The organism is Photorhabdus tasmaniensis, from assembly GCF_011189505.1.
GTDB lineage: Bacteria > Pseudomonadota > Gammaproteobacteria > Enterobacterales > Enterobacteriaceae > Photorhabdus > Photorhabdus tasmaniensis.
Genome location: NZ_PUJU01000002.1, coordinates 141,977 through 166,282 on the forward strand (window position 1 = coordinate 141,977; position 24,306 = coordinate 166,282).

Consider the following 24,306-nt stretch of genomic DNA (forward strand, 5'->3'; position numbering starts at 1 on the left):
GGTTTTTATGCGAAACGCTTCGAAAAAAATGAGACTTAATCTTGTTTACACTGGAACAGATACCATTAACTCCCTATAATCTCGCCCGACTCAGCACTCTTAAGTGTTTTGTTCCCCATTTTTTCTAGAATCAGGTTAATCTCTATTATGGCTGACGAAGCACATCAGTGCACAATTGTAGGAATCTCCGGTGCATCTGCCTCAGGTAAAAGTCTCATTGCGAATACACTTTACCGTGAATTACGCGCTCAGGTTGGTGATCACAACATCGGTATTATCCCAGAAGATTGTTACTATAAAGACCAAAGCGATCTATTAATGGAAGAGCGTTATAAGACCAATTATGACCACCCAAGCTCTATGGATCACAGTCTGCTCTTTTCTCACCTGCAAGATTTGAAAGCCGGTAAATCAATTGAATTACCACAGTATGATTATGTCGCGCATACCCGCAAGTCAGAAGCGATTCATTTTGCGCCGAAAAGAGTTATTATTCTGGAAGGTATTCTGCTATTGACGGATAAGCGCTTGCGCCAGGAGATGGACTTCTCTATTTTCATTGATACACCGTTGGATATTTGCCTTATGCGGCGTATTAAACGGGATGTTAATGAACGAGGGCGTTCTCTGGATTCTGTGATTGAGCAATATCATAAAACTGTACGTCCAATGTTTCTGCAATTTATTGAGCCATCAAAACAATATGCAGATATTATTGTGCCTCGCGGGGGTAAAAACCGCGTAGCGATTGATGTGCTGAAAGCCAAAATTGGTCAGTTCTGCGAATAATAAAACGTTGCTTGTCAGGCATTGATAAGCATCATCGTATTTGAGTTTAAGAGGGAAATAATGCGACTCTGTGACCGTGACATTATTAAATGGCTTGATGAAGGTAAACTGGTCATTTCTCCACGTCCGCCGATTGAGCGAATTAACGGAGCAACGGCTGATGTGCGCCTTGGAAATCAGTTTCGTGTTTTCCGTGGTCATACTGCCGCGTATATTGATTTGAGTGGCCCAAAAGATGAAGTGGGCGCTGCCCTTGATCGCGTGATGAGCGATGAAATTATCCTGCCTGACGGTGAGGTTTTTTTCCTCCACCCCGGAGAGTTGGCACTGGCTGTCACGTTGGAATCCGTCACGTTGCCTGATGATTTGGTGGGCTGGCTTGATGGACGTTCTTCTCTTGCCCGTCTTGGATTGATGGTGCACGTGACGGCGCACCGCATCGATCCGGGCTGGCATGGTCAGATTGTTCTCGAATTCTATAATTCGGGTAAATTGCCTCTGGCGCTGCGTCCGGGTATGGTGATCGGCGCTTTGAGTTTTGAACCGTTATCTGGCTCGGCTGATCGTCCATATAATCGTCGTCAGGATGCAAAATATAAAAATCAGCAAGGTGCGGTGGGTAGCCGTATTGATGAAGATTAATGTTTTTATCGGTTACTGAGTCGCATTTACCGCTTTAATAAAGCTGAGGAAGTCATGAAAAGATTACTGACGACACTGGTTATTTTGCTGGTCGTGATTATTACCGGTTTGGCGGCATTAGTCATGTTAGTGAACCCGAATGACTTTCGTGCTTATATGGTTAAACAGGTGCAAAAGAAGAGTGGCTATCAGCTTGTTCTGCAAGACAGTATGCGCTGGCATGTCTGGCCAAAACTTAGCATTATTACCGGGCGTATATCATTGACTGCACCGGGAGCGGCGCAGCCAGCAGTGACGGCAGAAAATATGCGCCTGGATGTGGAGTTGTGGTCACTTCTTTCCCATCATCTTGCAGTTAAAGAGGTGATGTTAAAAGGGGCGGTGTTACGATTAACCCCGGAAAGCAAACCGCAGAAAAATGAAAATGCCCCTGTTGCACCGAAAGGGAATACAGCAAATCCTGTCGCTAAAGGGGAACGCTGGAAACTTGATATTGCCAGAATTAAAGTCGCTGACAGTTTGCTTATCTGGCAAAGCGATGATCACGCTCAGTTGAATGTCCGCGATATTAATCTGCTAATGAAACGGGGTGATCAAAACTATATCAGTGTGGAGTTGAGCAGTAAGGTCAGTAAGAATCAGCAAGAACTGGCTTTTAATCTTAATGCAAATGTAGACATTTCTGGTTATCCATATCGTGTGGCCGGTAATATTGGTTCTTTCGATTATCAGCTTCAAGGGGTAGGTATACCCACGGGGGGGATTAGTGGTTCGGGAAAAGTGAATGCGGTTTATCAGGAAAAAACGACAGATGAACCACAAACAATCTCTCTACAGGCCCTGAATTTCACTGCTAATGAGAGTGAGTTGCATGGCAGTATAAAGGCAATATTGGGTTCTCACCCTGATTATCAGATAAATTTATCTTCCCAAAAATTGAATTTGGATAATCTGGTGGGATGGGATTTGCTTCCTGAAGATAATTCAAAAGTTAAACGCCATTACCGCATAGAAAATAGTTCAGCTAAACCGGTGATTGCAGTTTCTAGTCCGGCACAGCCTGATTATGGTGCTGCATTTCTGAATGATTTTGATGCCGATGTGACGGTTAATGCGAACAAATTTATTTATCGGGGAATGGAGATCGATGACCTGATATTTAAAGCCACGAGTAATGAGGGTATTGCCAAAATTTCTGTTCTGAGTGGGAAATTATTTGGTGGCCATTTCTCCATTCCAACCACTCTGGATGCAACAGGTAATCAACTTAAATTACATACCAAGCCTTTACTGCAAGATATAGAACTGGAACCGGTACTCAAAGCCTTTTCTTTACCACAGACATTTAGTGGTAAATTCAATCTGAATGGCGATTTTTCGGGTAAAGGATATGATGGTTATGCTATTTCGCATATATGGCATGGTGATCTTGATTTCAGTTTAGTTAATGCCAAAATGCATGGATTGAATATCTCCCAATTGATCCAGCAATCCGTTGCCCGTGCAACGAATAAAGTGAATATCCCTGATGATATGGATAACTTTACCCGTGCCAAAAGGCTTGATATTAAAGCAGTACTTAATCGGGGTGATGTAAAAATCAGTCAGCTTCGTGCTGAATCCGAGCTGCTAAATATTGACGGTCAGGGTGAGGCCAACCTGCTTAAACAAGATGTTGATGTCTCCTTAAAAGTGCAGGTAACACAAGGGTGGAATGCAGATGATGAATGGGTGCGCCGTTTGCGCAAACTGAAAGTGCCGCTGCGGGTTTATGGTAATTGGAGCAATCTGAAATACAACCTTGATATTGAGCAATTGCTGCGTAATGAGCTGGAGGACAAAGCAAAGCAGGCTATCAATGATTGGGTTGAACGTAACAGCAATAAGTAATAAAGAACAATAGGACGCCCTGGTGCATTCGGAGCGCTTTGTTGAACCATTGAAGTTTGCTGGGGTAAACTGCGAAGTTATAATGAATGCCGTCAGGGGACTCAACGCCCGGTACAGTTCATCAGAACTGACCGGGCTTTTCTTTTATTCCCGGAGGAAAATAAGAACTTGGTGATGCTGGTGAAATAGCACCGGGTTATTCTTTATCTTCTTCCTCTGAAACCAATGGTGTAATTTTTACCTTATTAATTCGGTGACTAGTGACTTCCAATGGCTCAAACAGATAATTATCAATCTGCAATTGCTCACCTTGTTGTGGAATATGTTGTGAATGCTCCATCAATAAGCCTGCTAAGGTTTGATATTCACGCTTTTCATCCAGTTGCAAAGGAACATAAAGGATCAAATCATCCAGCGGCATATAACCATTGGCAATCCAGCAGCCATTTTCAGTCGTTTGAATATCATGACGGGCATCCGTTTCTTCGCCATCTACCGGCAGATTACCCGCGATAGTTTCCATGACATCGGTCAGTGTAACGACACCTTCTACAGAGCCAAATTCATCGACGACAAACGCGAAGTGAGTCTGTGCCTGGCGAAACTGCTCCAACGCTTGCAGCAGGGAAAGTTGCTCAGGGAAAATCAGCGGTTGTTTTATCAACGAATGCAAATCAAAAGGCTGTTGATTGAGTTGTTGATTCAGTAAATCAATGACATGGACAACACCTAATGGTTCGTCACTGACATTTTCATCTGTCACGACAATCCGTGTGTGAGGGTTTTTACTCAGGACTTGTGTCAGATTTTCTGCCGGCGCATTGATATCAAGGTATTCCACGTCGTGGCGTGAGGTCATGATACTGTTGACGTTACGTTGCGCCATACCCAGAACTCTGGCAATCATCTGGCGTTCTTGTGGATCAAACACTTCCTGATTATCAGAAATCAGATTGGATGTATGGTTATCTAATTCTGCCTTTTCATGTTTCCCGCTGAGGATACGCAAAACGGCTTCTGCTGTTCTTTCACGCAGTGAGCGGGAAGCAGTAAGAAATCTGCGGCGGTTAAACTGAGCAAACTGGTTCAGGGATTCAATCATAATTGAGAAACCGATAGCGGCGTACAAATAGCCTTTTGGTATGTGATAACCAAAACCTTCGGCAACCAGACTGAAACCGATCATCAGCAAGAAGCTCAGACAGAGAATAACGATGGTGGGATGAGCATTGACGAAGGTTGTTAACGGCTTACTTGCCAGTATCATCAGGAACATTGCGATGGTTACCGCTGCGATCATGATACCGATATTATCAACCATACCGACAGCAGTAATCACTGAGTCCAGAGAGAAGACGGCATCAAGGACAATGATCTGCGCGACAACCGTCCAAAATTTAGACGTTTTGCGTTGTTGCCCTGAGTGTACATCTTTGCCTTCCAGTCGTTCGTTTAGCTCCATAGTCGCTTTGAATAGCAAGAAAAGGCCACCCACCAGCATAATCAAGTCACGGGCACTGAATGGATGTTGCCAAAGCGTAATTAATGGATTCGTTAGCGTTATCAGCCAGGAGAGACTAAAAAGCAACACGACACGCATCAGTAGTGCACAGGTCAACCCTGTGATACGCGCTTTGTCTCTTAGTTTTTCAGGAAGTTTATCTGCCAGAATGGCAATAAAGACCAGGTTGTCGATTCCGAGGACGATTTCTAGAACGATAAGAGTAACCAGTCCAGCCCATATCGTCGGATCTGCGATCCATTCCATACAGTTTGTTTTACCTTCTTAATATGACGGCTTATGCCGAATAATGAATAATGGGCATTGACTCATCAAATTTCAATAGTTGATTTTTCATCTGAGGAAGTTTTTTTCAAAAAATAAGTTATGGCGGGATTGATAGCACCAATAACTATCCACTGAGCCTAATCCTGAGTTAACATGTGATCACATTAACAAATTGCATACTAATGATAATTAATGTGCAAGTATTATCATCAGACAGGAGTTATTCATGTCCAAGCAGCAGATTGGTGTTGTCGGTATGGCGGTGATGGGGCGTAACCTGGCACTGAATATTGAAAGCCGTGGTTATTCCGTATCTATATTTAATCGTTCAAGTGATAAAACTGACGAAGTGATTGCCGAAAACCCAGGGAAAAAATTAGTTCCAAGTTACACTATTGAAGAATTTGTTGATTCACTGGAAAAACCGCGCCGTATTCTGCTTATGGTTAAGGCTGGCGAAGCAACCGATAAAACTATCGCTTCACTGACTCCGCATCTGGATAAAGGTGACATTTTGATTGATGGTGGTAATACCTATTTTCAGGATACTATCCGCCGTAACCGGGAGCTTTCTGCTCAGGGCTTTAATTTTATCGGTACAGGCGTTTCCGGTGGTGAAGAGGGAGCATTGAAGGGGCCATCGATCATGCCTGGTGGTCAGAAAGAGGCGTATGAACTGGTTGCGCCAATTTTGCAAGAGATCGCGGCTAAAGCGGAAGGTGAGCCTTGCGTGGCATATATTGGCCCGGATGGTGCCGGTCATTATGTGAAGATGGTCCACAATGGGATTGAATACGGTGATATGCAGCTCATTGCAGAAGCTTATTCTTTACTGAAAAATGCCCTGAATCTGAGCAACGAAGAGTTATATGAGATTTTCACTGATTGGAATAATGGTGAACTGAGCAGCTATTTGATTGAAATCACGGCTGATATTTTCCGCAAGAAAGATGAAGCAGGCCAATATCTGGTTGATGTGATTGTGGACGAAGCAGCAAATAAAGGGACTGGTAAGTGGACCAGCCAGAGCTCTCTGGATTTGGGTATTCCATTGACGCTGATCACTGAATCTGTATTTGCACGTTATATCTCTTCTCTGAAAGATCAGCGAGTTGCCGCCGCTAAAGTTTTGAGTGGGCCGCAAGCACAGTTGTTCAAAGGTGATAAAGCTGAATTTGTTGAGAAAGTGCGTCGTGCACTCTATTTGGGTAAAATCGTTTCATATGCTCAGGGCTTTCAGCAATTGAAAGCGGCATCTGATGAGTACCAATGGAAGCTGAATTACGGTGAGATTGCTGGAATTTTTCGCGCCGGTTGCATCATTCGCGCGCAATTCCTGCAAAAAATCACTGATGCATATAACGAAAATGCAGATATTGCTAACCTGTTGCTGGCACCTTACTTTAAGAAAATTGCTGATGAATATCAGCAGGCGTTGCGTGATGTCGTCTCTTATGGTGTGCAGAATGGTATCCCGACTCCGACTTTTTCCGCCGCTATTTCTTACTACGATAGCTACCGTTCAGCCGTATTGCCAGCAAACCTGATTCAGGCACAACGTGACTACTTCGGGGCTCATACTTATAAACGTACTGATAAAGAGGGTGTTTTCCATACTGAATGGATGGAGTAGATCCTGTTATTACCGATTGACCAGAAGAGTGAAGCGTTTGTATTAGGTATGATGTAGTTTTAGCTTCCTCGATAATTCTGGATGCGCCGTTGCGGTTTTTTTATCGTGTGCTGCAACGGTGTGGCTTAAATTAATTTTCAGAATATGATTTATCTGAGAGTGATGATTGTCACATTAATCCCGAATGACGAAATGGCGGCAGTACTAATGCAGTACTAATAATGTGAAAATCAGAACGGCTATTTCCTGCATGAACCAGTCTCAGATTCTCAGGGAAATTGAGACCTTTATCAATGATTGCAATGCCATGTGCATCATAAGAAAAATAGAGTGATCCGTTATCAATATATTCTCTGATATTGACATCTCTTATGTATATTACCTTGATAGTTTTTTCTTTGAAAAACGTTACACCTGTGATTAATTCTTTTTTCATTTTTTCTACTCTTCAAAGTTGATGTGAGTAATATATAGATGGTAGATTTACATAATAAATGCAATATATTGTTATAAATATGAAAGCTTGATATTTACAGTAAGGTTTTTACCGTAATTTTAGTATTCTCATTTAATATGGATGTTTTTCATTAATAATATTACGTAAATATCTATAAATAGATATATAATAATGGAATGGTTGGGTTTTTTGATAATTCATAAGATAATCGTTAGATAAGTATTTTTCTGAAAAGAGGAATAGATAAAAATGAATTATCGATTATCGATTATTGAAAAATTTACTGTTTTGGCAGAAGAGATTACGACCTGTTTTTTATCATTATTTACTACAAGTTATTTATTACATATTGATAAATAAAAAATAATTTATGGTATCAAAGTCTTTGATGACCATGGAATACACCGTTGCGGTTGATGATATGCCGCAACGGTGGTACTTAAATTTTCAGAACGTAGCCTGTCTGAAAACAAAGATTAATTATTATTACATCATGCCCGAATTAGAACGAAAAATCGGTACTGATGATATGAATATCAAAACGGTTATTACCTGCGTTGACTATTCTCAGATTTTTAGGGAAATTAGCTTTCTCATCAATAGTAACAACACCATTTTCATCACGATGAAAATAGAATGAGCCGTTATTAATATATACTCCAGTCTGGGTATTCCTTATTGCAATAGCAGTGACTAACTCTATATTATATGGGAGTATGCCAACGAGCGCATAATCATCATCAGTCGTCGTCTCAACTGGGCCTACGCAAACTGTGTTTGTGAACATGGAGAATCTTATACCTGAATTGGTGTCATCAATGATTCTTAATGCAACCAGGCATGTATCTTTTGGTGCGACTTTAAATTTAGATAATCCTTTAATTTCTCTATCAATATCTGGATGATCATATTCCCATTCACGATAACGTTGGCCTGGTTCCCAATTACTATAATGACGCCACGCATAAACTTTTGATAGCGTTCCAATTTGCACTGAACGAAATCTATCGTTGAGATCGTAAGGCAGTGGAATAATGCTATCGTTTTCTGGATAATGATGCGCTTCTCCTCGATAGTACTTTCTATCGAAAAAAGTTGCACCTGTAACTAATTTATCAGTCATATTTCTTTACTCCTTGAAAAACTTATTTTGGGAAAATGTAATCTTTCTTTTTTAAAGCAAATTTAGAATACAATGAGTGTGGGGTTTTTGTATTTAATAAAATATAATGAACAGATGTATTAAATTGTTGTCAATATAACGTTAATATAATTGACATGTCATTTTGTGGTTAAAGGTTGAAATAAAGGTTCTGAAATTAAAATAATTGAAAATTCCTATCAAGAAATATCTTTATTTGGACAGGGAATTATTCCCTAATGTAATTGATAACTTTTTATATATGACTAAATAGTGAATAATTAGATATTCATGGTATTTGATAATTATATCTTCCCGTTAAATGTTTATATACTTTAAAAGTAATGATAATCATTATCTAATGATATGAATTTTCGGGGGGGGATAGTTACTGCTTTAAATGAAAAAAGCGTAAAGTATTATCTTAAATAGCCTATTGCCATAGGCTATTTAATTAATTTTTCGTCATTGAATTGAGAATTATTTGCTTACCTTAAGTTAGCAATGAAATTTACTCATGACATTTCTTCAACTTCAATTGGCCTATTATCACTTTAATTTTCCGTAATTGTATTTATTCGGTCCGCCGAAAATTCACCAGTTCAGGTTGTGCAATTCGGTGATAATCTTTGGTGTTGAGAATGACAGAGTATTCAAGGCTGCCGGCATTAAAGGCCAGTTCATCAAAACGTTCAAACAATAAAGGGTCTGCAACCAGTTTTAGATCTGGATGGAAACTGAAAGGAGGAATAGCCCCGAACACACATTGGGTTAGTTCGGAAACTTCTTTAGGACTTGCCAAGGATGCACGAGTGCCACCGAGCTGTTTTGCCAGTAACAAGAGATCAGCTTGTTGATCCGCAGGCAGTACAGCAAGTACATATTGACGGAATCCTTTCCCTTTGACGTGACAAACTAATCCTTTAGCTCCTTGCCCAAGTTGTGTACCACGGATTTTTGCAACGTCTTCAGAGCGCCCTGCGGTTGGATGTTTCATCACCCGATAATGGGCATGATGATCATCCAGTAACACAGTCAGACGGTTAAATATTTCGTTAGAGGACAAAATAAGCTCCTAAGCAATAGTGTAATGAATTGATATATGATCTTTTTCAATTATTGGATTTATTATATTTATATTAAGACATATTACCAACCAGAAAGGTTATAAAGCTGGCATTTGAATGGATATCATCTGATTCTATCGAGGTATATATTTATATTTTTTAAGTTATACGACTTAAATAGAGTTATTATTTATATTTGTTGCAAGAGAATTGTTTATGTTTTCATATTAAAACTATTTTAATATTAAGGAGTTGCTAATGATGACAACGAATTTTTTTATGCCATTGGTAAATATGATAGGGGTGGGCTGTCTGGTTGAAGCGGTAAATTCGATGAAAGATTATGGTTATAAGCAAGCATTTATTGTGACTGACCATGTTTTAAATGAAATTGGAATAGTAGCAAAAGTTCAATCTTTGCTGGCAGATGTGGGTATTGAGAGTGTGGTCTACGATGGTACACATCCGAATCCGACGACGGTTAACGTTTCTGAAGGTTTGGATATTCTGCGTCAGCATAACAGCGATTGCATTATTTCTTTAGGTGGTGGTTCTCCACATGATTGCGCAAAAGCTATCATGTTAGTGGCAGCTAACGGTGGAGATATTCGGGATTACGTAGGCACTGATCGTTCATCTAAGCCACATTTGCCATTAATTTCTATCAATACTACTGCGGGTACCGCATCAGAAATGACGCGTTTCTGTGTTATCACGGATGTGGAGCACCAGGTAAAGATGGTTATTGCGGATAAAAATATCACACCTGTTTTGTCCGTGAATGATCCGGAATTGATGGTGGGAATGCCGAAAAGTTTAACCGCAGCGACCGGAATGGATGCAATGGCTCATGCGGTTGAATCCTATGTCTCTCTTGGGGCTAATCCAATAACGGATGCTTGTGCGTTGAAAGCGATTACGATGATTAGCCAATCTCTGCGTCACGCAGTAGAAGATGGGAATAACATAGAAGCCCGTGAGAACATGGCTTATGCACAATTTTTGGCAGGTATGGCATTTAATAGTGCATTGCTTGGATATGTTCATGCCATGTCTCACCAGTTGGGTGGTTCCTATGATTTACCCCATGGTGTATGTAATGCTGTTTTATTGCCGCACGTTCAAGAGTTCAACGCCAAAGTGTCTGCTGGTCGTTTGAAAGACATTGCGGCTGCTATGGGGGTAGATGTAAGAACGATGAATGATCAGCAAGGGGCGGCGGCATGTATTGCTGAAATTCGTCAGTTGTCAAAAGATATTGGCATTCCGGCTGGTTTGGCTGAACTGAATGTCAAACCAGAAGATCTGCCAATGATGGCAACAAATGCCTTGGAAGATATCTGTTGTTTGACTAATCCCGTTCAGGCTACCCATGAGGAAATCGTTGCAATCTTCAAAGCAGCTATGTGATCGGGTTTATCCATAGAGACCTAGGCGGGAAACGGTCAGCTTATCGCCATTGTAGAGATCTTTTAAATCAATGGCGGTATCAGCTTTACGTATCAACCGCCAACTGCTTCACCTTTCCCGTAATCGGCGAATGACACAACTGAGATCCAGATTTTGGTCTTGGAGAAGAACCATCAGGTGGTACATCAGGTCTGCGGCTTCATTCGTTAGCTCTTCTCTGTTATTAACCGCCGCGGCCAAAGCGGTTTCTACACCTTCTTCACCCACTTTCTGGGCGATTCGTTTAGTACCGCTGGCATATAACTTTGCGGTGTATGAGTGGTCAGGGTCTGCGGTTTTACGGCCAGCCAGTAATTTTTCAAGCTGATAGAGAAATCCCCATTCAGTTTGTGCCGGAGCAAAGCAGCTGTTTGTACCAAAATGACAGGTAGGGCCGATCGGATCAGCGAGTGCTAACAGGGCATCATTGTCACAGTCAGGGTAGATATTGACCAAATTAAGAAAATGGCCGGAGTTTTCACCTTTGGTCCACAGACGCTGTTTGCTACGGGAAAAGAAAGTGATTTTACCCGAGTTGATAGTGGTATTAAGGGCTTCTTTATTCATATAACCCATCATGAGGACATCACCAGATACCGCATGTTGTACGATAACCGGCATCATGTAAGTGACTTTTTCCCAATCCAATTCTTCGATTTGTTGTTCGGTCAGCAAGTTCTTATCTCCACGTTTTGTTGTGCAAGGTACTGTTTCAATTCACCAATATTAATAATATGTTTATGAAATACTGATGCGGCGAGCGCACCATCGACATTTGCCTGTTTAAAAGCGTCGAGGAAGTGTTCTGGTGCCCCCGCACCACCGGAGGCAATGAGAGGGACATGGCAGACGTCGCGTATCTGTTTTAGTTGCGTCAGATCGTAGCCATTGCAGACACCATCCTGGTTCATCATATTCAGTACGATTTCGCCGGCACCACGGCGTTGTACTTCTTTTACCCAATCGAGGGTTTGCCATTGAGTCGCTGTGGTCTGTTTTTCATCCCCGGTAAACTGATAAACCTGATAGCAGCCTGTGCTTTCATTAAACCAGCTATCAATTCCTGCGACGATGCATTGAATGCCATAACGATCCGCCAAACGGGTAATTAAAGTGGGGTCAGCAAGTGCAGGGGAGTTGATAGAGATTTTATCTGCCCCAAACGAGAGGATTTTCCCCGCATCTTCGACGGTTTTAATGCCACCGGCGACACAGAAAGGGATATCAATCACTTTTGCCACTCTGGCTACCCAACTTTTGTCTACCACTCGTCCATCAGATGAAGCGGTAATATCGTAGAAAACCAGCTCGTCGGCACCTTCTTTTGCATAGCGTTGAGCCAGTGGAACAATATCACCGATGATCTCGTGGTTACGAAACTGAACACCTTTAACTACTTGCCCATCACGAACATCAAGACAAGGAATTATGCGTTTTGCCAGCATTGAATTGCCTCCGTTAGTGTAAATTTCCCATCGAGTAATGCACGACCAATAATCACTCCGGCGACACCGCTGGCAGGCAGAGAGGCGATATCATTTAACGTGCCAATACCCCCTGAGGCCTGAAATGCAATTTGCGGATAGCATTGGCAAATTTCTCGATAGAGTTCGATGTTCGAGCCATTTAGCGTGCCATCGCGGGAGATGTCGGTACACAGGACATATTTCAGTCCCAAAGGCAGATATTGTTCAACAACCTGTTCTAGCGTGACAGATGAATTTTCCTGCCAGCCATTGATAGCAACCTGTTTCATACCTGCGTCATTGATGCGTATATCCAGTGCCAGCACAATGTTTTCTGCACCATAACGTTCAAACCATTGCATAACTAATGCCGGTTGTTTTATGGCGGTGGAGCCAATGACAACCCGGTTGGCACCGGCATTAAGCAATGTTTTTACATCTTCTTCTGTACGGATGCCGCCACCGACCTGAACAGGCACGGAAACAGCCGAAAGTAACTTTCGCAGTAAAGGCGTTTGGCGGGCTGATGGATCTTTAGCGCCAGTCAGATCGACCAGATGGAGTAGTTTTGCTCCCTGTTGAGCATATTGCTGAAAATGGGACAGAGGATCATATTGATAATCCCGCTGTTGATCATAATTTCCCTGATGTAACCTTACGATCTGACCATCAATCAAATCTAATGCCGGTATAATCATTGCGTTTACATCTCCAGAAAATTCTTTAATAGCCTGGCTCCGGTGGCACCAGAACGTTCAGGGTGAAACTGCACACCAAAGAAGTTATCTTTAGCAATTGCACTGCTGAAACTATTGCCATATTCAGTCTGAGCGATTGTGTAGGTATTCACCGGGATCGCGTAACTATGAACGAAATAGAAATAGCTATTGTCTTCAATACCATGGAATAGAGGATGCCCGGCTTGTGGCAGAACTTGGTTCCAGCCCATATGAGGCAACGGAAGCCCATTGGTAGCCATTTTTTTGACCGGTGAGTCAAAAAGCTCAAGCAGGGTGACATTATCACCTATGACATGATTGCCTTCTTCGCTGGTGGCAGCGAATAACTGCATACCAAGGCAAATACCTAACACCGGTTGGCTCAGTAGTTTAATTAACGGGATAAGTTCCCGTTGTTTCAGTTGATCTATTGCTGCACCCGCTGTGCCGACGCCGGGCAGAAGTAATTTATCTGCGGCCAGGATCGTTGCTGCGTCCAGACTGATTTCAGGCTTATAGCCTAATTTTTGGATGGCATAAACTACTGATGACAAGTTAGCGCAGCCAGTATCAAGAATGACGACTTTCATCATAGGACCCCCTTGGAACTCGGCAGTGTATCGCCTTCTATCCGAATTGCCTGACGCAGTGTCCGGCCAAAGACTTTGAACAAGCTTTCCGCTCTGTGGTGATCATTGCTGCCTTTCGTTTCCAGGTGCAGTGTGCAGGCCATTGCATAAGAGAGTGAACGGAAGAAATGCTCAACCATTTCGGTACTCAGATCACCCACCTGCTGGTATTTGAATTCCGCTTTATATTCAAAATGAGGGCGACCGGAGATGTCCAGAGCACAGCGGGCAAGACATTCATCCATTGGCAACACAAAACCGAAGCGGCAGATGCCCCGTTTATCTCCCAGAGCCAGCTTTAACGCTTCGCCGAGAGCCAGACCGGTATCCTCAACAGTGTGGTGATCATCAATACAGAGATCGCCGTTAACCTGGACATGCATACGGAAACCACCGTGGGTAGCAATCTGATCCAGCATATGGTCGAAGAATCCGACACCGGTATTGATCATACTGTTACCTTCATGATCGAGCCAAACGTCAATATTGATGGAAGTCTCTTTTGTCACTCGCTGAACGTGAGCATGGCGATCTTTACGGGTTAGTTGCTCACTTATGGTTCGCCAGCCAAGATTTTTCGGATGGTAACGTAACCCCTGAATCCCTATATTTTCAGCCAGTTGCAGATCTGTTTCCCGGTCACCAATAACATAGCTGTTAGTCGTATCCATCAAGCCTTCCGTCAGATATTTTTCTACCAATTTTATTTTGGGCTTACGGCAATTGCAGTTATCTTCTGGTTTGTGCGGGCAAATTAACACTTCGTCAAAGTGGATCCCTTGAGAACTAAAAATCTGCATCATCAGGTTGTGTGGTGGTTCAAACTGTTCCAATGGAAAGCTATTGGTACCAAGACCATCCTGATTAGTGATCATAATCAGCTTGAAACCTGATTTTTGCAGGGCAAGCAGAGCAGGAATAACATCAGCTTCCAATGCCAGTTTGTCCAGGCGATCAACTTGAAAATCTGTTAATGGTTCAGTGATCAGTGTGCCATCCCGGTCAATAAAAAGGAGTTTCTGGTTCATCAGCGTGCGGTTTCCTTTTGTTGTTCATTTTTAGTGGAAAGGGTGCTGATGGCTGCAACCACCTGCTCACACTCTTTACGGGTGCCTATGGTGATCCGCAGGCAACCATCCAATCCGGGCTGTTTGCGCTGGTCGCGCAGGATAATGCCCTGATGCCATAATGTCCTGAAAATGGTCTCGGTGTCATAGAATTTCACCAGTATGTAGTTGGTTTCACTGGGAAATACTTTTTCAACGATGGCCAATTTATTCAGAGCTTGCTGCAAGTAGTCGCGGTTCTCCCTGATTTCTACGACCCGTTTTTGCATAACGGCAATACCTTCTGCTGTCAGTGCTTGTGCTGCAATATTCGCAACAGGCGTGGAAAGCGGATAAGGCGCAATGACTTTTAATAACAGAGTGATGATATCCACAGAGGCGAGAGTAAATCCACAGCGTAAGCCCGCTAAAGCAAAAGCTTTCGAGAGGGTTCGCAAAATGACTAAATTCGGATAGTTTTTTAGCCAGCTTGCGATACTATTTTCCGGACAGAACTCGATATAGGCTTCATCAATAGTGACAATTGCGCGATTTGCGGCCAGTTCGAGAACTTTACGCAGTGAATCAGGGTTAATCGCGTTCCCTGTTGGGTTATTAGGGCTACAGATATAGATAAGCTTTACCCGGTCGAGGTTATTTGCGATCGCTTCGATATCCAGTTGCCAATTTTCTAGTGCGGCAATTTTCTTTTGTTCGACACCAAAAGCTTCCGCGCTGACACTGTACATACCATAAGTCGGAGGGCAGAACAGCACAGCATCTTGTCCGGGTTCACAAAAGACACGGATCAGTAGCTCAATGGATTCATCTGCACCACGGCAGGCCAGCACCTGCTCAGGTTGTAAACCGGCATAGGTAGCATAACGGCGGATAACTGATGCAGGCTGGCAGTCAGGATAACGGTTCAGTGTTTGCCCGGTGAATTGGAAATCAGGTGCCAGTGGGTATTCATTGGCATTCAACCAAACATCGCCATTGCCACCGAGGCGACGGGCGGACATATAAGGTATTAAGTTGCGGATATTTTCGCGTGCCAATAGATTGGCATCAAAAACGTTATTCATGTTCACTTCCTATCTGCAATATTTAGTGCAGCCACGCGTAAAGTGACGGCGTTTTTGTGAGCAGTCAGTTGTTCTGCCTGCGCCAGTGTTTCAATAGTTTGGGATAAGTTCAGTAGCCCTTGCGGAGTGAGTTGCTGAATCGTCATCCGTTTTAGGAAATCAGCCAGACCAAGGCTGGAATAAGTTGAGGTGTAGCCATAGGTTGGTAAGACGTGATTGGTTCCTGAGGCGTAATCTCCCGCAGATTCCGGCGACCAGTCGCCAAGGAAAACCGAGCCGGCATTGGTGATTTTGTCAACCAGCTGTTCTGGTTGACAAGTTTGAATAATCAGGTGCTCAGGGCCGTAGCGGTTACTGATTTCCATACACTGTTGCAGGTTTTTTGTCACAATAATGCGGCTGTGTTCCAGTGCTTTGGCGGCAATCTGTTTGCGGGAAAGCTGGATAAGCTGTTTTTCGATTTCCGCTATCACTTTTTTGGCTAGATTCTCATTAGGAGTGACCAATATGACTTGTGAATCCGGGCCATGTTCTGCTTGTGAGAGTAAATCGGCAGCAGCAAATACAGGATTTGCCCCCTCATCAGCAATAATAAGCACTTCCGATGGTCCGGCAGGCATATCAATAGCGGCACCATCCATTCGCTGACTAATTTGTCTTTTAGCCTCAGTGACATAAGCGTTACCAGGACCAAAAACCTTATCTATTTTGGGTATGGATTCTGTTCCGAATGCCATAGCGGCAATGGCCTGCGCTCCGCCAATCTGGAATATTTCTGTAATTCCGCACAGTTTGGCGGCATAGAGAATTTCATCGGCAATCGGTGGCGGAGAACAGAGAACTACTTTACGGCAACCTGCTATTTTGGCAGGCGTTCCGAGCATTAAAACGGTAGAAGGTAATGGTGCGGAACCTCCGGGGATATACAACCCGACAGAATCAATGGGCCGTGTTATTTGTCGGCAATGGACTCCCGGCTGAGTTTCCACTTTAATCTCCACGGGTTTCTGCGCTTCGTGGAAAACGCGGATATTATTCATTGCTTGCTGCATCGCCTGTTTAATTTCATTATTCAGGCGGTTCTCTGCGACTTCTATCTCTTCCGGCGAGATACGGATATTTTTAATAGTGGTTTTATCGAAACGTTGGCTGAGTTCCCGCAGAGTGTTATCACCATCCGCTTTGACTGCATTCAGAATGTGTTCCACTGTGCGGGAAATTTCTTCTGAAGCCGCAACAGCAGGGCGTGTCAGCAAATTGCTTTGCTGTTCAGCATTACATTCCTGCCAACGAATCAAGGTTTCGAAACGGGTAGTCATCTTGTTTACTCCATCATTTTTTCAATCGGCAAAACTAAAATGGAACTGGCACCAAGGGATTTAAGTTTCTCCATTGTTTCCCAAAACAAAGTCTCACTGCTCACCATGTGCATGGCAACGCGGCTCTGATCGCCTGCCAGCGGCAAGATAGTTGGACGTTCTGCACCCGGTAGCAGAGAAATCACTTCTTCGAGTCTTTCACTTGGTGCGTGCAACATGATGTACTTGGATTCACGGGCCTGAATTACCCCCTGAATGCGGGTCATTAACTTGTCAATCAATTGCTGTTTTTCGGCGGGCATTTCGCCATCACGTTGGATTAGACAGGCTTTTGAACGGTAGATAACGTCTACTTCCCGCAGGCCGTTTGCTTCCAGAGTTGCACCGGTTGAAACCAGATCACAGATGGCATCTGCCAAACCGGCCCGGGGAGCAACTTCTACTGAGCCATTCAGCAGACAGGATTTAAAGTGGATTTTTTTCTGATCAAGATAGCGTTTTAGCAGGTGAGGATAAGAGGTTGCGATACGGGCATCTTGCAGACATTCAACGCCGGTATAGTTGTAATCCAGGGGTGTTGCCAGTGAAAGACGACAAGTGCCGAAATCAAGACGGCGTAAAGTGAAATAACGAGGATCTTCTCCCTGAGCACGACGATTTAGCAACTCTTCTTCCAGTACATTTTCACCAATCATGCCCAGATCAACGACGCCATCCATAACCAGCCCTGGGATATCGTCATCACGTACCCGCAGGATATCAATTGGCATATTCTCCGCGAATGCAATCAGGCGTTGTTGTTGCAGATTGATTTTAATCCCGCAGCGAGCCAGTAACTCGCGTGAATCTTCGCTTAATCGACCTGATTTTTGCATCGCTATACGTAAACGTGATTTATCTAACATTTTTATCCCTATTTAAAATTGGAGACATAAAAAAACCCCCGGAAGAATTCTTCCGAGGGTTTTGTATTGCATTCATGCCACCGGAAGACCCGCTAAACGTCTTCCAGCACACAACAGCCTGAAAGACTAATCAGGATGATGGTGATGATGGTAGTTGAATTGAATGCGGATCATAATGGGCTTCTCTTTTTTACATTGACTATTTTTAGTATTTACCATTTGCTGCTGGTTGCTTTGGTTGGCTAACCCACAGTGATTAAATTTTCTGCTTGCTATTCAACCTATACGATTTGGCAGGCTAAAAGCAATCAATTTTTTTAGCGATAAATTTTTATTGTAATAATATCTTGTTTTTACTTGAAATATTGTTTTTCATAAGAAAAATACAGGATTAATAATAACAGTGGCTTAATGTTCAGATTGTCAGCATAATCAAAGTAATATCAGGCATAAGAAGGGGTGATGATGAAAAAAGTTTCCATTATCGGTCTGGGTTGGTTGGGGATGCCATTAGCCAAAGCATTGAGCCGTAGCGGTATGCAGGTTGTTGGCAGTAAAACGACGTCAGATGGTGTAGAAGCAGCGCGCATGTCTGGTATCGAATGTTATTTGTTACAACTGGAACCCCAAATTAATTGTGCGCTTGATGATTTGGAACAGTTGATGGTCGCTGATGTGCTGATTATCACTTTACCAGCAAGCCACACGGCGGGTGGCAGTCATAACTATGTTAAGGCAGTTCAGTTAATTGTCGATACTGCCCTATCGTATTCTGTACCAAGGATTATTTTCACCAGTTCTACTTCTGTTTATGGTTTTATTGTCGGTAATCTGAATGAAGATGCCCCTTTTTGCCCTGAAACACCGTCAGCTCAGGCATTGGTTGAATTAGAGAATTGGTTGCACAAATTGCCAAATATTACCGTTGATATTTTGCGTTTGGCTGGGCTGGTGGGGAGTGGTCGTCATGCCGGGCGTTTTCTGGCGGGGAAAAAGGAACTAAAAGGTGGGGATCAGCCGGTAAATCTGGTTCATCAGGATGATGTTATTTCAGCCATTAATCTGTTAATTCAGCGAACTGGAGGGGGGCATATTTACAATTTATGTGCGCCTGTTCATCCAACCAAAGCTGAGTTTTATCCTAAAGCCAGCAATCAGCTTGATTTAATTCCACCTGAATTTGCTAGAGAAGTCACTCAGGTGGAGAGCAGGATTGTTGATGGCAGCCGTATTTGTAAGCAATTAGGGTTTGAGTATCAATATCCGGACCCTAGATGGATGCCAATGAGCTGATTTTTCTCAACTTAATTCAATCATGACGATCTCTTTGAACGCGGGTCTTGCTGCCATCAGTTGGTACCAGCGTTCAATATTTGGCAGAGATGGACGTTGGATGGGAACGTTAAGCCAAGGGTAAATCATGGGGCCGAATGCAATATCAGCTATGCCAAATTTGTCTCCGGAAAGAAATTCCTGTTCTGCCAAGGTGTTATCTACTATTTTTATCAGTTTTGCAATTTCAGCCAGTGTTTGTGCTATCTGTTTTTGATCCCGTTCGGTTTCAGGTGTGCGAACAAAGCCTAACACTAGCTGTTTGATACAGGGAAATAAATGTGAACCGACCCAATCCATCCATTTATCTGCATTTGCTCTTTCTTGTAGATCTTGCGGATAAAGCAGATGTTCACCAAATTTCGCGGCAAGATAACGAACAATTGCGTTAGATTCCCACAAGATAAAATCACCTTCTTGCAAACAGGGAATTTGTCCATTGGGGTTCATTTTCAGATATTGCGCGTCATTCAGTTTGCCAAATTTACCGCCAACATCTATCTGGTTGTATGGCACATTCAGCTCTTTCAGGCACCAGAGCACTTTTTTTACATTGGAAGAGTTTTTACGGCCCCAAATGGTCAACATGAGTTTCTCCTTGCATCAGATTAAATTAAAACCAATGATCAGAATAATCTTTGCACTATTACATTGGTTTCTTGTCATACAACATCTTATATTAATAGAAATCTGACATTTTTCTTGTAAATAAAAGGGGGAAGGGTGATGAAGAACAGTTTGGCTATGGTGATGAAATGTGTTAGTGCAGTGCTGTCAGCTATATTAGTTGTCAATACCAGTGCTTATGCATCGGATGAACCTGTTATTCCTCCAATGGAGGCTAAAGCGTATGTGTTGATGGATTATGCTAGCGGTAAAATTCTGGCTTCTGGTCATCCTGATGAGCGGCTTGATCCCGCCAGTCTGACAAAAATTATGACCAGCTATGTTGTCGGTCAGGCGATAAAAGCCGGAAAAATCACACCGGAAGATCTGGTTACGGTCGGAAAGGATGCCTGGGCGACAGGTAATCCGATACTAAAAGGTTCTTCTCTGATGTTTCTTAAACCCGGTGACAGGGTGAAAGTGATCGACCTAAATCGCGGTGTTGTTATTCAGTCTGGTAATGATGCCAGCATTGCTTTAGCTGATCATGTGGCGGGTAGTCAGGATGCATTTGTTAGTCTGATGAATAATTATGCAAAAGCACTTGGGTTGACTAATACCCATTTTCGTACTGTCCATGGATTGGATGCGGAAGATCAATTCAGTACCGCTCGTGATATGGCGGTATTGAGCCAAGCCATGATCCGTGATGTTCCTGATGAATACGCCCTTCATAAAGAGAAAGAGTTCACCTTTAATAACATTCGACAGCCTAATCGTAACCGATTGTTGTGGAATAAAAATATGAATGTGGATGGTGTGAAAACAGGCTATACCAGCGGTGCCGGTCATAATTTGGTTGCTTCAGCGACAGAGGGGCCAATGCGGCTTATTTCCGTTGTGCTAGGCGCACCAAGTGATCGGATTCGTTTCGCTGAAAGCGAAAAGTTACTTTTATGGGGATTTCGTTTTTATGAAACGGTGACACCAATTAAAGCCAGTGAACCGTTTGTTTCAGAAAAGGTTTGGTATGGTGATCGCTCAGATGTTGCTCTTGGTGTGGAAAAAGACGCAGCAATCACGATTCCACGCGGTCAGTTGAAAAATCTGAAAGCCAGTTACACGTTGAATCAAACACCATTGGAAGCGCCTTTGACGAAAAACCAGGTTGTCGGTGTGATTAATTTCCAATTAGGCGATAAAGTCATTGAGCAGCGACCTTTAGTTGTTAAAGACGTTGTTGAGAAAGGAGGGTTTTTCAGTCGTATTTGGGATTTGATTGTCATGAAAGTTAGCGGTTGGTTTAATGCTATTTTTGGTTGATTTAACTTAAACATGTGATTTATGTGGGAAGATGAGTTCGATCGTCAACATGCAGCAGATATCCTTCCTGGCTCAGGGCGCGGCATTTTTGCCGCGCACGTTTTACATTTATTTATCTTTTTCCAGAGAACAATCCCCGCTGCTTCTTACGGAAGAACCGTTATACCGGCCTTTGAATAATAAAACACCATTAGGTTTATCTTGCCAGTAAGCCCATAATTCGACTTCAGTTTTAACATGATGACCAATATTCTGATATCGAATATGCGTAGGTGATAAACCGCGATAATCGTGGGTTGATGTTCCTTCATATCTGAGTTCATAACTATCAGCAAATTCAGTCAAATCGCCACTTCTGAATAGAATACATGTCGCTACATCATGGAGCTCTACCCATCCATTAAGCGGTTTATTTTCACCTTCAGTATCTTTTTCAAAGACGGTGACATTTTTGCCAGTTTCAGTTTTACCAAATACGCGCAGCTTCCCAGTTTCCAGAGGGTGCAATAGTGATATTGAATTTCTCTGTGGATCTATAATCAAGCCGCCATATTCAAAGCCATTGACGCTGGCTGTGTAATTGGAAAAACGACTAACATTGCCTCCTTCGAAAATGACCAGTGGTTCATCAGGATTTGAAGTATCAAGTTCACCAGCAAAAGGTCGGACGGCATCACCATCAGAAAAAATTTTCTCACTTTCTCCAGTGCCAATAGCGCCATATATTTCTATTTTACTGTTCCATGCGACTTCATCTTTTTCTAAGGGAATAATAATAATATTCTCAGAAACTAATATCGGTGGGGATTGGTGAGTAATTCCTTCAAAAATAACATCGTAAACATCAAAAAATTCAACACTGCCCTCAACGAATTTGACGGCTCTGTGCCATGCTCCATTATAGAAATGATCCGTTGCATAACCTGAGGATGGTTTTTTAATACGCTGATTTTCTGTTGACATGTCATCACCTATTATTATAAAGGATAGTAAATAAAAGAAAAATAGATATTCATGCACTAAAAATAGTAGTAAGTGTTATTGATGCTTGTCAAGAAAATAGCTTTAAATTGTTTTTTTATTGTTTTATAGATAGTGTTAGATGTGAAATTAATTATTAATAAATTAAAACATTCTAACTGTAAAATAGAACTCATGAAATTACTTTAATACATGGTTGTTTTCGTTATTAAATATATGGTGAATAAATATATTGGAATTAGTTTTTTAGCTGTTATTGTTTTTATTTTACATAATATTTAAATTAAGTAAATGTTGAGCTGGGAAATTAAAATTAGTATTGTTGAAAATAAATTATTGTTTATTGCGATGGATTATAAGAAATAATATCAAAACAGGCGGAACCTTGAACTTTCGGTTCTGCCTGGAGAAAGGAGTATTTGGTAACAAGCTTATTTTGGCTTTAAATAAATATAAACCTTATTCTACCAAAGAAATACTGTGTCAAATTTTATAGTAACAATGTGGTATTTGACGCCGCTACCTAGTCGTTTATAACTTTATATTAAGCCAGTAATGTTGCGTTGTAGATATAATTGTAACCACCAGGAGAAACGACTGATGAAGAGGTTATATTCACACGTTTGTTACTACCGCAAGCATTCAAAAGAAGATGATAGAGTGCGTTACCTCTGTAGTCTTGCGCATTCCACCATAAGATATAGTTAAATTTGCCGTTAGGGAATTGCATAGTAACATTAATTTGCAATTGGTTTTGATCAGGTGCAGCTTGAACTGAAGTTACGGTGCCAACAGCGAAATAATAATTAGGAGCCTGAGAAGGAGAAGGTTGCTCGGTTTTACTCTCTGTTGCCACTTCACCAGTTACAGAAGGATGTGTAAAGTTCATTGTATTAATCCTATAGTTTAATGTAGTTAAAAATAAATTCTTATTACTCAAATGTGCGGGGAAATAATTTTGCCGCCGAAGAAATATAAGGTAATTGGTAATTGTAATCTATATTAAAAGTTTATCTGTGTTATATAATTATTGATGCTGTTAAAATGCCACCAATAATATATTTCCTCTAAATGGTTAGAATCATAATAAGCAAAGGTATAACGATAATCAAAAAATAATATTGGCGTTTATCTCTATCTCTTTGAATAGGTGAAATTAATAATCTATTTTCAGAGGCGTTATTGATTCTGGGTATTACTATTAATAAATCATTTGCATGGAAAGTAAGCTGAAATTGGCGAATAGGTATAGTGTGCGATAGATGATTTATCTCATTTTTTCTGGTTTGTATTTTTCAACGGACATTCTATTTAAATATTAGGTGATTATTTGTGTTCTATAATTTTCATGTGAATATATAATTGTAAATTTTGAAATTAATTTCATAAAATATATTTTGGTTTTAATAGTGTTAACATATATGATTTTATGTTAATAATTACAATGAAAACATATTATTTGAATAATTACATTTCGTTATGAAATATTAATGGTGAATAACAAGGTAAATGTTGTTATGCGTCTTTTTAAAGCTTGAGTTGATGATGTGTGTTCTTTTATAAATTATTTTAAAGGATATTATTTTGTTGGGGGGGTAAAGTAGACTTAAGTTTGGTTAATCATTATTTCTAATATTTTCTTCCGAGAAATAAATAAGGTTTCATAATTGTGCTACACCCATTTTTTGTCTTCCTGGCTTTTGTTGTGATGAAAACGATACCAAAAAGGCATCAACATAATTCAGTAACTGCCACATAAATTGACAACAATGATTTCGCGTTATTGTCTCATGGAGCGATTGCCATAACCGTTCTATTTTGTTTAGCCACGGTGAATAGACCGGTAAAAACAACAGGGTAAATTTGGGATGTCATGCCAGCCAGTCCTTTACCTTCTGACTTTTATGAATACCGTAGTTATCCAGGATTAATGTGAGGGTTTCCGCATGGGGATATTGATGATTCAGTTCATCTAACATTTTGATAAATAAGTCAGAGTTCTTTTTTATTCCTTTAACATAGGTGATTTGCTCTGTTT

General features: G+C 41.7%; 23 protein-coding genes, 1 pseudogene and 1 other annotated feature. Of the genes and pseudogenes, 7 read left to right on the forward strand and 17 right to left on the reverse strand.

The window, feature by feature from the left end:
* The first annotated feature begins 147 nt into the window (after window positions 1-147).
* From udk to asmA, 3 genes are read left to right on the forward strand one after another with little or no spacing between them, the layout of a single operon-like run.
* Window positions 148-789 carry a uridine kinase gene (gene udk / locus C5471_RS01335; protein WP_133815040.1) on the forward strand — a complete coding sequence of 214 codons (642 nt, stop codon included), beginning with the start codon at window positions 148-150 and terminating at the stop codon, window positions 787-789.
* Window positions 790-849: 60 nt separating this feature from the next.
* On the forward strand, window positions 850-1,431 hold the full coding sequence (gene dcd, locus C5471_RS01340) for a dCTP deaminase (RefSeq protein WP_133815039.1): 582 nt from the start codon (window positions 850-852) through the stop codon (window positions 1,429-1,431).
* A gap of 54 nt (window positions 1,432-1,485) precedes the next feature.
* Window positions 1,486-3,321, forward strand: a complete 1,836-nt coding sequence (asmA, locus tag C5471_RS01345) for an outer membrane assembly protein AsmA (RefSeq protein ID WP_133815038.1) — start codon at window positions 1,486-1,488, stop codon at window positions 3,319-3,321.
* 196 nt (window positions 3,322-3,517) lie between these two features.
* Here the strand turns inward: asmA and C5471_RS01350 are convergent, their stop codons facing one another.
* Window positions 3,518-5,089: a TerC family protein gene (locus tag C5471_RS01350; protein WP_133815037.1), complete on the reverse strand. Its 1,572-nt coding sequence runs from the start codon at window positions 5,087-5,089 to the stop codon at window positions 3,518-3,520.
* Window positions 5,090-5,336: 247 nt separating this feature from the next.
* On the opposite strand from C5471_RS01350, the gene gndA reads away from it, so the two are divergent.
* On the forward strand, window positions 5,337-6,743 hold the full coding sequence (gndA, locus tag C5471_RS01355) for an NADP-dependent phosphogluconate dehydrogenase (protein ID WP_133815036.1): 1,407 nt from the start codon (window positions 5,337-5,339) through the stop codon (window positions 6,741-6,743).
* Between the two features lie 169 nt (window positions 6,744-6,912).
* Here gndA and C5471_RS01360 read toward each other — a convergent pair whose 3' ends face one another.
* The 3 genes from C5471_RS01360 to C5471_RS01370 all read right to left on the reverse strand — a co-directional run bounded on the left by C5471_RS01360 (window position 6,913) and on the right by C5471_RS01370 (window position 9,407).
* Complete coding sequence (locus C5471_RS01360; RefSeq protein ID WP_133815035.1) at window positions 6,913-7,179, reverse strand: hypothetical protein; 267 nt, start codon at window positions 7,177-7,179, stop codon at window positions 6,913-6,915.
* Between the two features lie 523 nt (window positions 7,180-7,702).
* Window positions 7,703-8,323, reverse strand: coding sequence for a beta/gamma crystallin domain-containing protein (locus C5471_RS01365; RefSeq protein ID WP_133815034.1), 621 nt, complete (start codon window positions 8,321-8,323; stop codon window positions 7,703-7,705).
* Window positions 8,324-8,915: 592 nt separating this feature from the next.
* Complete coding sequence (locus C5471_RS01370) at window positions 8,916-9,407, reverse strand: YbaK/prolyl-tRNA synthetase associated domain-containing protein (RefSeq protein WP_242688534.1); 492 nt, start codon at window positions 9,405-9,407, stop codon at window positions 8,916-8,918.
* A 259-nt stretch (window positions 9,408-9,666) separates the two neighbouring features.
* Between C5471_RS01370 and yiaY the strand changes: the two genes are divergently transcribed.
* Window positions 9,667-10,818, forward strand: coding sequence for an L-threonine dehydrogenase (gene yiaY, locus C5471_RS01375; RefSeq protein ID WP_133815033.1), 1,152 nt, complete (start codon window positions 9,667-9,669; stop codon window positions 10,816-10,818).
* Window positions 10,819-10,926: 108 nt separating this feature from the next.
* Here yiaY and hisIE read toward each other — a convergent pair whose 3' ends face one another.
* From hisIE to hisL, 9 genes are all read right to left on the reverse strand, one after another.
* The gene (gene hisIE / locus C5471_RS01380) at window positions 10,927-11,532 is read right to left on the reverse strand and encodes a bifunctional phosphoribosyl-AMP cyclohydrolase/phosphoribosyl-ATP diphosphatase HisIE (RefSeq protein ID WP_133815032.1); all 606 of its coding nucleotides are present in this window, start codon (window positions 11,530-11,532) and stop codon (window positions 10,927-10,929) included.
* Window positions 11,526-12,302, reverse strand: a complete 777-nt coding sequence (gene hisF, locus C5471_RS01385) for an imidazole glycerol phosphate synthase subunit HisF (RefSeq protein WP_133815031.1) — start codon at window positions 12,300-12,302, stop codon at window positions 11,526-11,528. Before hisF ends, hisIE begins: the two co-directional genes overlap by 7 nt.
* The gene (gene hisA / locus C5471_RS01390; protein ID WP_133815030.1) at window positions 12,284-13,021 is read right to left on the reverse strand and encodes a 1-(5-phosphoribosyl)-5-[(5-phosphoribosylamino)methylideneamino]imidazole-4-carboxamide isomerase; all 738 of its coding nucleotides are present in this window, start codon (window positions 13,019-13,021) and stop codon (window positions 12,284-12,286) included. The genes hisF and hisA overlap by 19 nt, the downstream gene beginning before the upstream one ends.
* Before the next feature lie 5 nt (window positions 13,022-13,026).
* On the reverse strand, window positions 13,027-13,632 hold the full coding sequence (gene hisH / locus C5471_RS01395; RefSeq protein WP_133815376.1) for an imidazole glycerol phosphate synthase subunit HisH: 606 nt from the start codon (window positions 13,630-13,632) through the stop codon (window positions 13,027-13,029).
* Window positions 13,632-14,699 (reverse strand): bifunctional histidinol-phosphatase/imidazoleglycerol-phosphate dehydratase HisB, encoded by a 1,068-nt coding sequence (gene hisB / locus C5471_RS01400; protein ID WP_133815029.1) that lies wholly within the window; start codon window positions 14,697-14,699, stop codon window positions 13,632-13,634. Before hisB ends, hisH begins: the two co-directional genes overlap by 1 nt.
* Complete coding sequence (gene hisC, locus C5471_RS01405) at window positions 14,699-15,802, reverse strand: histidinol-phosphate transaminase (protein ID WP_133815028.1); 1,104 nt, start codon at window positions 15,800-15,802, stop codon at window positions 14,699-14,701. The genes hisB and hisC overlap by 1 nt, the downstream gene beginning before the upstream one ends.
* Window positions 15,803-15,804: 2 nt before the next feature.
* Window positions 15,805-17,121: a histidinol dehydrogenase gene (gene hisD / locus C5471_RS01410; RefSeq protein WP_133815027.1), complete on the reverse strand. Its 1,317-nt coding sequence runs from the start codon at window positions 17,119-17,121 to the stop codon at window positions 15,805-15,807.
* Between the two features lie 5 nt (window positions 17,122-17,126).
* Window positions 17,127-18,026, reverse strand: a complete 900-nt coding sequence (gene hisG, locus C5471_RS01415; protein WP_133815026.1) for an ATP phosphoribosyltransferase — start codon at window positions 18,024-18,026, stop codon at window positions 17,127-17,129.
* Window positions 18,027-18,052: 26 nt separating this feature from the next.
* Window positions 18,053-18,177, reverse strand: a sequence feature (His leader region).
* On the reverse strand, window positions 18,153-18,245 hold the full coding sequence (gene hisL / locus C5471_RS25025) for a his operon leader peptide (RefSeq protein ID WP_339959141.1): 93 nt from the start codon (window positions 18,243-18,245) through the stop codon (window positions 18,153-18,155). Its footprint overlaps the feature before it by 25 nt.
* Window positions 18,246-18,491: 246 nt before the next feature.
* On the opposite strand from hisL, the gene C5471_RS01425 reads away from it, so the two are divergent.
* Window positions 18,492-19,319 carry an SDR family oxidoreductase gene (locus C5471_RS01425; protein ID WP_133815374.1) on the forward strand — a complete coding sequence of 276 codons (828 nt, stop codon included), beginning with the start codon at window positions 18,492-18,494 and terminating at the stop codon, window positions 19,317-19,319.
* Between the two features lie 6 nt (window positions 19,320-19,325).
* On the opposite strand, the gene C5471_RS01430 is transcribed toward C5471_RS01425, so the two are convergent.
* The gene (locus C5471_RS01430; RefSeq protein WP_133815025.1) at window positions 19,326-19,946 is read right to left on the reverse strand and encodes a glutathione S-transferase family protein; all 621 of its coding nucleotides are present in this window, start codon (window positions 19,944-19,946) and stop codon (window positions 19,326-19,328) included.
* Window positions 19,947-20,084: 138 nt separating this feature from the next.
* Between C5471_RS01430 and C5471_RS01435 the strand changes: the two genes are divergently transcribed.
* Window positions 20,085-21,287 carry a serine hydrolase gene (locus C5471_RS01435; protein WP_133815024.1) on the forward strand — a complete coding sequence of 401 codons (1,203 nt, stop codon included), beginning with the start codon at window positions 20,085-20,087 and terminating at the stop codon, window positions 21,285-21,287.
* Window positions 21,288-21,395: 108 nt separating this feature from the next.
* Here C5471_RS01435 and C5471_RS01440 read toward each other — a convergent pair whose 3' ends face one another.
* From C5471_RS01440 to C5471_RS01450, 3 genes and pseudogenes are all read right to left on the reverse strand, one after another.
* Window positions 21,396-22,250: a hypothetical protein gene (locus C5471_RS01440; RefSeq protein WP_133815023.1), complete on the reverse strand. Its 855-nt coding sequence runs from the start codon at window positions 22,248-22,250 to the stop codon at window positions 21,396-21,398.
* A 562-nt stretch (window positions 22,251-22,812) separates the two neighbouring features.
* Window positions 22,813-23,157: a hypothetical protein gene (locus C5471_RS01445; RefSeq protein ID WP_133815022.1), complete on the reverse strand. Its 345-nt coding sequence runs from the start codon at window positions 23,155-23,157 to the stop codon at window positions 22,813-22,815.
* 772 nt (window positions 23,158-23,929) lie between these two features.
* A pseudogene (locus C5471_RS01450) lies at window positions 23,930-24,306 on the reverse strand (IS630 family transposase); the annotation flags it as partial.